The following is a 9,802-nucleotide window of genomic DNA, read 5'->3' as shown; positions in this document are numbered from 1 at the left end:
CCCGCTTGGGCGCTCTGGCAATCAGAGGGTTTTCGCCTGCTCGCGCAGTTCGAATTTCTGAATCTTGCCGGTCGAGGTTTTGGGAAGTTCTTGGAACACGACCTTTTTCGGGGTCTTGAACCCGGCGAGTTTTTGACGGGCGAAGGCGATGATCTCGGCTTCGCTCACCTCTTTGCCCGGCAGGAGTTCGACAAAGGCGCAGGGGACTTCGCCCCATTTCTCGTCCGGTTTGGCGACGACGGCGGCGAGCGAGATGGCCGTGTGGCCCATCAGGACGCCTTCGACCTCGACCGAGGAGATGTTCTCGCCGCCTGAAATGATGACGTCCTTGGCGCGGTCGGCGATCTGCACGTAGGTGTCGGGGTGATGCACAGCGATATCGCCGGAATGGAACACGCCGCCCTCGAAGGCCTCGGCCGTGGCTTCGGGGTTCTTGTAGTAGCCCTTCATGACGCCGTTGCCGCGGAACATGATCTCGCCCTGTGCGACGCCGTCGCGGGGGATGTCGTTGAGGTGCGAGTCGGTGACGCGGAGTTCCTCGATACAGGGCATCGGCACGCCCTGACGCGATTTCACAGCGGCGCGTTCGTCGCCTTGGAGCGGATCCCACTTCGCCTGCCATGTGCATTCGGTGGCGGGGCCGTAAACCTCGGTCAGACCGTAGACATGGGTGATATTAAAGCCGAAATTCTCGATCGCCTTGAGGGTCGCGGGGGCAGGGGGCGCACCGGCGGTGAAGACTTCGACGGTATGGTCGAAGGTGCGGCGTTCCTCGTCGAGCGCGTTGACGATCATGTTGAGGACGATGGGCGCGCCGCCAAAGTGGGTCACGCCTTCGTAGTGGATCGCGTTGTAGATCGCCTGCGCAGTGATATCGCGGCAGCAAACAATGGTGCCACCAAGAAGCGGCATCATCCAGCTATGGCACCAGCCGTTGCAATGAAACAGCGGCACGATGGTGAGGTAGGTCGGGTGCAGCACCATGCGCCAGCTCACGACCTGGGCCATGGTGTTCAGGTAGGCGCCGCGGTGGTGATAGACGACGCCCTTGGGGCGGCCCGTGGTGCCGGAGGTGTAGTTGAGAGCGAGGCTTTCCCATTCGTCTTCGGGCATGATCCAGTCGAAGTCTGGATCGCCGGAGGCGAGGAGGTCTTCGTAGGTCATATGTTTGCCAGACGCGTGCCAGCCGTCGAAATCATCGGCGACCTCAATGATCTTGGGGCCGTCCCCGTCCATTTTGGCAATCGCGGCTTCGGCCACGTCGAGAAATTGCGGATCGACAAGCACCGCCTTGGCCCCGCCATGTTCAAAGATATAGGCGACGGTATCGACATCGAGGCGGATGTTGATGGCATTGAGGACCGCGCCGCAGGCGGGGACGCCGAAATGCGCCTCTACATGGGCGGGCAGGTTCGGCAGGATCGAGGCGACGACGTTGCCGGGTTCGATCCCGAGCTTCACGAGGCCCGAGGCGAGGCGGGTGCAGCGTTCATAGTGCTCGGCGTAGGTTGTGCGGTGTTTGCCATAGACCACCGCGAGGTGATCCGGCCAGACATCGCGCGCGCGTTTGAGATGTGTCAGCGGTGTCAGCGGCGCGTAGTTCGCGGCGCATTTGTCGAGCCCGGTTTCATCGGCCATCCATCCCATCGGAGCCTCCTCCCTTGATTCCTCGGTGGTTTGTCGGTTTTACGACAGAACCGTGCGACGATGGTAGTTCGTAATGCTACGTAGGCGCGCCTTGAGGGAGAGAAAATACCGATGGATGGGGCAGGGAACAGACCGCTTGCAGCGGCGTCGGCGATGTTGGTCGCGATGGCCGTGATCGGTTTTGTCGATACGTTCATTGGCGAGATATCCCAGACGGTTGGCCTCTGGCAGTTTCATGCGATGCGCTCGGCCTTTATGATGCCGCTTCTGATCTTGATGCCGGTCTTTGGGCTTGGCGTGTTGCGGCCCCGGCGATGGCGGCGGGTTCTGGCGCGGTCGCTGGTGCTTTCGACCTCGATGATGCTCTACTTCGGGGCGCTCGGACTGATGCCGGTGGCGCAGGCACTGGCGGGGATGTTCACCTCACCGATCTTTGTCCTGCTCATTAATGTCGCGGTGATGGGGCAGCGGATCGGGATCTGGCGCAGTGGGGCGGTGTTGCTTGGCTTTGCGGGAATCCTCCTTGTGTTGCAGCCGGGGACCGCCGGGTTCGGCCCGGCCATGGTCATGCCGGTGGCGGCGGGGTTCTTCTATGCCGTCTCCGCCATCGCGACGCGGAGTTGGTGCGACGGAGAAAGCGCGGTGACGCTTCTTGGGGCGAATATGGCGATGCTCGGGGTGATCGGCCTAGTCGTCGCACTTGGGCTGTCGGTCTGGGGCGGGGGGAGCACGGGGTTCCTTTTGCGTGGCTGGACGTGGGACGTTGGCGCGGCGCTGCCGTGGATCGTGCTTCAGGCGGTCTGCTCGCTTGGGGCGGTGTTCCTGATCGTCCGGGCCTACCAGATGGATATCCCGACCAACGTGGCGGTGTTCGAATACGCCGTGATGGGGTTCGGCCCGGTCTTTGCGTGGCTGCTTTGGGGGCAGGGGCTTGGGATCTGGCAGATCGCGGGAATCGCGCTCATCGTGGTGGCGGGACTCGTGATCGCGTTGCGTTCGGGCGAGGCGCAGCCGGGCTAGCCGGAGGATTTCCGGCGGTGCCGGAAACGAAAACGCGGTATTTCCGAGGGATTATTTCGCGAAATGGAAACAATGCCGCAAAAGGACCGCTTTTCGGACCAACAGGTTCCATAGAGATTTAAGCAAATCCTATCCAGCGAACGCCAATCGCCAAACTGTGAGGGAAAGATGTTTGGATGGGTGACTTCTGGGCCGGATGCTGTTCGGTCGGGACGCGCGAAGGCGCAGTATGAAGATCCGGTGCTGAACGGCGCCGGGTGTGGATTGATTGAGGGCACGACCGTGGCGACGCAGGATGGCTGGCGCGCGGTGGAGACCTTGCGCAAGGGCGAGAGCCTTCTGACATTTGACGGCGGCGCGCAGCAGGTGATTGCCGTGATCCGGGATCAGATCTGGGGCGGGATCGGCGTTTGCCCAAAGCACCTCTGGCCGCTGCACGTGCCACAAGGGGTGATTGGCAATGGCCGGGAGATGCTGGTGATGCCGCATCAGGGCGTGTTGATCGAATCCGATGAAATCCTCGACCAATGGGGCGATCCGTTCGCCGTGATCCCGGCGGCGGCGCTTGAAGTGCTGGATGGGGTCGAACGTCAGGAACCTTATGGCACTGTCGAGGTCGTGTTGCCGATCTTCGAAGAAGACCAAATGATTTTTACCGACCAAGGTGCCTTGTCATTTTGCCAGGCACATTGGGGGGTGAGCGTGGGATATATCCCCAAACATGGCGCGGCGCATAACTACAATATGCTGCCACTCACGGTTGCGGCGCGTCTTCTGGAGGAGAGCTACATGCCGGATAATGTCGATTACGGCATGGCCTGAGCAAACCACATCCCGCGAAACTGAAAACGCCCGGTCCTGAGAACCGGGCGTTTTCGTTTGTTATAGGCTGTTGGCCTCAGGCTGCGGCAGCCTTGGGGCCAAAGCGGCCATAGAAGCTCTGGTTCTTGTCGGCCATCTCGCGCAGGAGCGGCGGGCAGGCGAAACGGTCGCCGAACTTCGCCTGAAGCGCATCGCACTGTTCAGCGGCCCAAGGCGCACCAACGATGTCGAGCCAGGAGAAGGGACCACCGGACCACGGCATGAAGCCCCAGCCGAGGATCGCGCCGACATCGCCTTCGCGGATATCTTCGAGCACGCCAGCCTCGAGCGCACGGACGGCCTCGAGCACCTGCGAGAAGATCAGGCGGTGCTGCACTTCGGTCAGCTCGGGCTGGTCGTCAGCCATCGGGAACTTCTCGTTGAAGCCCTCCCAGTAGCCAAGGCGTTTGCCCTTCTCGTCATAGTCGAAGAAACCAGCCTTGGATTTGCGGCCCAAGCGGCCTTCGTCGACCATCCAGAAGGTCACGTCATCGGCAATCGACTTCGGATAGGCATCGCCCATCGCTTCCATCGTCGCCTTGGCGATCTTTGCGCCGAGGTCGAGGGAGGTCTCATCGACAAGCTGGATCGGGCCAACGGGGAAGCCGAGAAGCTGGGCCGCGTGGTCGATCAGCGGACGCGACACGCCTTCGCCTGCCATCATCACGCCCTCATTGATGTAAGGAATGATGCAGCGGTTGGCATAGAAGAAGCGGTCATCGTTGACGACGATCGGTGTCTTGCGGATCTGGCGCACGTAGTCGAGCGCCTTGGCCACGGCGCGATCACCGGTTTCCTTGCCCTTGATGATCTCGACAAGCGCCATCTTCTCGACCGGCGAGAAGAAGTGGATGCCGATGAACTGATCCGCGCGCACAGACGCCTTGGCCAGCCCGGTGATCGGCAGGGTCGAGGTATTGGAGGCAAAGATTGCATCCTCAGGGATGATCGCCTCTACCTTCTTGGTCATCTCGGCCTTGACCTTGGTGTCTTCGAACACGGCCTCGATGATGAGGTCCACGTCCTTGAGCGCATCAAGGTCAGTGGTGGCGTTGATCTTGGCCAGAAGCGCCTCTTTCTTTTCGGGTGTCGCTTTCTTGCGGGCGATGCCCTTGTCCATGAAGCTTTCCGAGTAGGCCTTGCCGCGGTCTGCGGCTTCCTGGTTCTGGTCGATAAGGACCACATCCATGCCTGCCTTGGCCGAGACCAGCGCGATGCCCGCGCCCATCATGCCTGCGCCAAGAACACCGATCTTCTTGACCCGTTGATCGGGCACATCGGGGCGGTTCGCGCCTTTCTCGAGCGCTTCTTTGTTGACGAAGAGCGACCGGATCATGGCCGAGGAGGACGGGTTCATCAGCACGTGGGTGAACCAGCGCGCCTCGATCTTGAGAGCGGTGTCGAAGGGCACCTGCGCGCCTTCATAAACGGCCGACAGAAGTGCTTTGGCCGCCGGGTAGACGCCCCAGGTGTTGCCGTTGACCATGGCGTTGGCGCCAACAAAGGTCATATAGCCAGCGGGATGATAGGGATCGCCGCCGGGCATCTTGTAGCCCTTTTCGTCCCAAGGCTTGACGATCTTCGGCTCTGACAGCACCCATTCGCGAGCGGCGGCCATCGGGTCTTCGCTCACTTCGTCGATGATGCCTGCGGACTTGGCTTTCTTTGGCTCGACCATCTTGCCCTGAAGCAGGAACGGCGAGGCCGCCATGGCGCCCATCTTGCGCACAAAGCGCGTCGTGCCACCGGCGCCGGGGAAGATCCCGACCATGATTTCCGGCAGGCCGATGCGGGCCTTGGGGTTGTCGGCGGCGAAGATGCGGTGACAGGCCAGCGGCAGTTCGAGGCCAATACCCGCGGCGGTGCCGGGAAGGATACAAGCGACGGGTTTGCCGCCCTTGTTGGTCTTCGGATCCATGCCGGCGCGTTCGATTTTGCGCAGCAGGGTATGCATCTGCATGATGCCGTCGAAGAGGCCCTTGGCCGGGTCGTCGCCCGCCTGTTCCTTCATCACGGCGAGGAGGTTGAGATCCATGCCGCCTGCAAAGGAGCCTTCTTTGCCCGAGGTGATGATGATGCCTTTCACGGCGTCATCGGCCATCGCCTTGTCGAAACAGGCTTCGAGTTCCTCGAGGCCGACAAAAGACATGACATTCATGGATTTGCCGGGCACGTCCCAAGTAATGGTGGCGATGCCGTCGGCGTCGGTCGCGTAGTGGAATTCGGTCATCTTGTCTCTCCTTACACGCGTTCGATGATGGTGGCTGCGCCCATGCCGGACGCGATGCAGAGGGTGGCGAGGCCGACTTCCTTGTCCGAGCGCTCAAGCTCGTCCAGAAGCGTGCCGATGATGATCGCGCCGGTCGCACCGAGCGGGTGGCCCATGGCGATGGAGCCGCCGTTGACGTTGACGAGGGACGGATCGACATCAAACGCCTGCTGGAAGCGCAACACGACCGAGGCAAAGGCCTCGTTGACCTCGAACAGGTCGATGTCGGAGATCGCCATGCCGCTATCGGCGAGGATCTTCTGGGTCGCGGGCACGGGGCCGGTCAGCATGATTGTCGGATCGGTGCCGATCTTGCAGGTCTGACGGATGCGGGCGCGCGGCTTGAGGCCGTATTTCTTGCCGAATTCCGCGTTGCCGATCAGAACGCCAGCCGAGCCATCCACGATGCCCGAGGAGTTCCCGGCGTGGTGGATGTGGTTGATCTTGTCGAGATGGGGGTATTTCATCATCGCGATCTTGTCGAACCCGGGCATGACTTCGCCCATTTCGGCGAAGGAGGCCTTGAGGCTGCCAAGCGCCTGCATGTCGGTGCCGGGGCGCATGTATTCGTCATTGTCGAGAATGGTCAGGCCGTTCACATCCGTCACCGGCACGATGGATTTCTCGAACCGGTTGTCGGCCCAGGCCGCGGCGGCGCGGTTCTGGGATTCGACCGCGAGCGCGTCGGCCATATCACGGGTAAAGCCATATTCCGTCGCGATGATGTCGGCGGAGATGCCTTGCGGGACGAAGTAATGTTCCATGGCGACGGTCGGGTCGACGGCAACGGCAGCACCGTCCGAGCCCATCGGCACGCGGCCCATCATCTCCACGCCACCGGCGATATACGCCTCGCCCGCGCCACCGCGCACCTGGTTGGCGGCGAGGTTCACGGCTTCCATGCCCGAAGCACAGAAGCGGTTGATGGCAAGGCCGGGGATCGATTCATCGAGGTCGGAGGCGAGCACGGCGGTCCGTGCAAGGCAGCCACCCTGTTCCTTGACCTGGGTGACATTGCCCCAGATCACGTCCTCGACCGCGTGACCGTCAAGGCCGTTGCGGGATTTCAGCGCGTTCAGCACCGTGGCGGAGAGGCGCACGGAGGTCACCTCGTGCAGGGCGCCATCCTTGCGGCCCTTGCCGCGCGGGGTGCGCACGGCGTCATAGATATAGGCTTCGGTCATCGTGGGTCTCCTTTCTCAAGCCCGGTCCGCGGGGGATCCGGGCATCAGGTCGTAGGGGTGTTTCCACCCCGGCGTTTGTTGAATATTGGTCAGCCAGCGGTCGATGTTCGGCCATTGGGCGCGATCAAAGCCGAAGGGCTCGGGATAGAAGAGGTAGCCGCAGCAGGAGAGGTCGGCGTTGGTCATGCCGTCGCCGACAATCCAGTCGCGGCCCTCGAGATGGGCGTCGAGCGTCTTGTAGGCAGCCTTGAGGCGGCCTTGCATGAAGCCGATGACCTCGGCCGGGCGCTTGTCCTCGGGCAGGAAGTTCATCAGGAAACGGGTCATACCGGCCTGCGACGAGAGCTTGTGGTTGTCCCAGAGAACCCAGCGCAGGATCTCGCGGCGCTCCTCGGCGTTGGCCCCGCCGAACTTGCCGGATTTCTCGCTCACGTAGTCCTGAATCACGCCGGATTGCGACAGGGTCAGGTCGCCGTCTTCGAGGATCGGCGCTTCACCCATCACGTTTTTCTCGAGGAATTCCGGGCTGCGATTGATGCCGGAAAAGAAATCTACGAAGACCGGCTCCCAGTCGAGGCCGGAGAGTTCCAGCGCCAGCGCCGCCTTATAGGCATTGCCGCTTTCGCCGAAGCAGTGAAGTTTGATGGTCATGGCGTCCTCCCAGTCGTCCTTGCCGCGTGTGATCCGTGTCGGGCAGCGGGGGTTTCACACCCCCGCACCCCCGTGGAGTATTTTTTCAGAGAAGAAGGGGGGCGGTTTTACCGGGCATTAAGGTTAACGCGCCACCTTCTGTCTTGCGGTACAGGCTGGAGAGCCGATGACCGCCAGAGGAGAAGCTCCGTCGTCCCGCCCGGGTGCGTCCGAGACAGACCGCGGCCGGATGGCGGAGTGGACCTCCCCTGTCTTCTTCTCTGGAAAAATACTCAAATACGCCGACCGTGCCAGATGCGAAAACCTGTCGGGTCGGGGGGCAGTCTCCTTCTTTTCTTGCAAAGGCGAGGGCGGGGAGGTCCCCGCCCGTGCCAGTTCGTGTCTTGCTCAGAACGCCTCGGCGTCGAGCCCCATAACGGTGTCGGCACCAGACTGGATGCGCGCGAGGTGCATCGCGGTCGCGGGCAGGCGACGGGCCATGTAATAGCGTCCCGTGGTCAGCTTCGTCTCATAGAACGCTGCGTCGTCCGTGCCAGCGGCCAGCGCGGCGTTGGAGGCCTTGGCCATCTTCGCCCACATCAGCCCGAGGCAGACATGCCCGAAGAGGTGCATGAAGTCATAGGAACCTGCGAGCGCGTTGTTGGGGTTCTTCATGCCGTTTTGCATGAAATACATCCCCGCGGCCTGAAGATCCTTGGAGGCTGCTTTGAGCGGTTCGATGAAGTCTTTGAGACCCTCGTCGTCGCTGTTTTCCTTGCAGAAATCTTTGACCATCTCGAAGAAGGCCATGACGTGCTTGCCGCCATCCTGGCCGAGTTTGCGGCCCACGAGGTCAAGCGCCTGAACGCCGTTTGCGCCTTCGTAGATCATCGCGATCCGGGCGTCGCGGGTGAACTGCGACATGCCGTGCTCTTCGATATAGCCGTGGCCGCCATAGACCTGCTGGGCCAGCACGGTCATGTCATAGCCTTCGTCGGTCAGGAAGCCCTTGATGACCGGGGTCATCAGAGAGATCAGGCCGTCGGCGTCCTTGTCGTCTTTGCGGTGGGCCGCGTCGATCAGAGTCGCCCCCCAGAGAATGAAGGCGCGCGCGCCCTCGGCAAAGCTCTTCTGATCCATCAGCGAGCGACGGATGTCAGGATGCACGATCAGCGGATCGGCGGGGCCGTCAGGGTTCTTCGTACCGGTCACATCGCGGCCTTGCAGGCGGTCCTTGGCGTAGTCAACTGCGTTCTGATAGGCAACTTCGGCTTGCGACAAGCCCTGCATACCAACACCGATCCGGGCCTCGTTCATCATGGTGAACATGGCGCGCATACCTTTGTGCTCTTCGCCGAGCAGATAGCCTTCCGCTTCGTCGTAGTTCAGCACGCAGGTCGAGTTGCCGTGGATGCCCATTTTCTCTTCGATATTGCCGACCGAGACGCCATTGCGGGCACCGACGTTGCCATCGTCATCGACAAGGAACTTGGGCACGATGAAGAGCGAGACGCCCTTGATGCCCTCGGGGCCACCGGGGATTTTGGCGAGGACGAGGTGCACGACGTTGTCGGACATGTCGTGGTCACCAGCCGAGATAAAGATCTTCTGGCCGGAAATCTTGTAGCTGCCGTCACCCTGCGGTTCGGCCTTGGTCCGCATCAGGCCGAGGTCGGTGCCGCAATGGGGTTCGGTCAGGTTCATGGTGCCGGTCCACTCGCAGGACACCATCTTAGGCAGCCATTTGGCCTTTTGGTCATCGGTGCCGTGGGCGAGGACGGCCGACGCGGCGCCGTGCGTGAGACCCTGATACATGGTGAAGGCCTGGTTCGCCGAGGAGAACATCTCGCCGACGGCAGTGCCGAGCACGTAGGGCATGTTCTGCCCGCCGTATTCCTCGGGCATGTCGAGGCCGGTCCAACCGCCTTCTTTGACCTGCTCGAAGGCGTCCTTGAACCCTGTCGGGGTATAGACGACGCCGTTTTCAAGACGGCAGCCCTCGGTGTCTCCGACCACATTCAGCGGTGCAAGCACTTCGGAGGTCAGTTTGCCGGCTTCCTCGAGCACGGCATTCGTGAAGTCGCTTTCCAGCTCCTCATAGCCGGGGATATCGGATCCGGAGACGTTCAGCACATCGTGCAGAACGAACTGCATGTCTTTCACGGGGGCTCTATATGTCGGCATCAGATCT

At 61.8% G+C, this 9,802-nt stretch carries 7 protein-coding genes; 2 read left to right on the top strand and 5 right to left on the bottom strand.

Features of this window, described 5'->3' with window-relative positions:
* Nucleotides 1-21 precede the first annotated feature (21 nt).
* Nucleotides 22-1,647 carry an AMP-binding protein gene (locus tag MK745_RS05170; RefSeq protein ID WP_243612208.1) on the bottom strand — a complete coding sequence of 542 codons (1,626 nt, stop codon included), beginning with the start codon at nt 1,645-1,647 and terminating at the stop codon, nt 22-24.
* Between the two features lie 153 nt (nt 1,648-1,800).
* Here MK745_RS05170 and MK745_RS05165 point away from each other — a divergent pair, with 153 nt between their 5' ends.
* Together MK745_RS05165 and MK745_RS05160 are read left to right on the top strand one after the other, a co-directional pair.
* Entirely contained in the window at nt 1,801-2,667 is an 867-nt protein-coding gene (locus tag MK745_RS05165) for a DMT family transporter (RefSeq protein ID WP_243612207.1), read from the top strand.
* Nucleotides 2,668-2,835: 168 nt separating this feature from the next.
* Nucleotides 2,836-3,489: a Hint domain-containing protein gene (locus tag MK745_RS05160; protein WP_243612206.1), complete on the top strand. Its 654-nt coding sequence runs from the start codon at nt 2,836-2,838 to the stop codon at nt 3,487-3,489.
* Nucleotides 3,490-3,565: 76 nt separating this feature from the next.
* Here MK745_RS05160 and MK745_RS05155 read toward each other — a convergent pair whose 3' ends face one another.
* The 4 genes from MK745_RS05155 to MK745_RS05140 form a co-directional block, all read right to left on the bottom strand.
* A complete protein-coding gene (locus MK745_RS05155; protein ID WP_243612205.1) occupies nt 3,566-5,758 on the bottom strand; it encodes a 3-hydroxyacyl-CoA dehydrogenase NAD-binding domain-containing protein in 2,193 nt (730 codons plus the stop codon).
* Nucleotides 5,759-5,769: 11 nt separating this feature from the next.
* Nucleotides 5,770-6,981, bottom strand: a complete 1,212-nt coding sequence (locus MK745_RS05150) for an acetyl-CoA C-acetyltransferase (RefSeq protein WP_243612204.1) — start codon at nt 6,979-6,981, stop codon at nt 5,770-5,772.
* Nucleotides 6,982-6,996: 15 nt separating this feature from the next.
* The gene (locus MK745_RS05145; protein WP_243612203.1) at nt 6,997-7,632 is read right to left on the bottom strand and encodes a glutathione S-transferase family protein; all 636 of its coding nucleotides are present in this window, start codon (nt 7,630-7,632) and stop codon (nt 6,997-6,999) included.
* 387 nt (nt 7,633-8,019) lie between these two features.
* Nucleotides 8,020-9,795, bottom strand: a complete 1,776-nt coding sequence (locus MK745_RS05140) for an acyl-CoA dehydrogenase C-terminal domain-containing protein (protein ID WP_243612202.1) — start codon at nt 9,793-9,795, stop codon at nt 8,020-8,022.
* Nucleotides 9,796-9,802: the final 7 nt, after the last annotated feature.

Origin of the sequence: Shimia aestuarii (assembly GCF_022814865.1) — a bacterium.
Classification (GTDB): Bacteria; Pseudomonadota; Alphaproteobacteria; order Rhodobacterales; family Rhodobacteraceae; genus Shimia; species Shimia aestuarii_A.
Note: the sequence above shows the minus strand (reverse complement) of the source record. Positions and strands in the feature narration are given on the sequence as shown.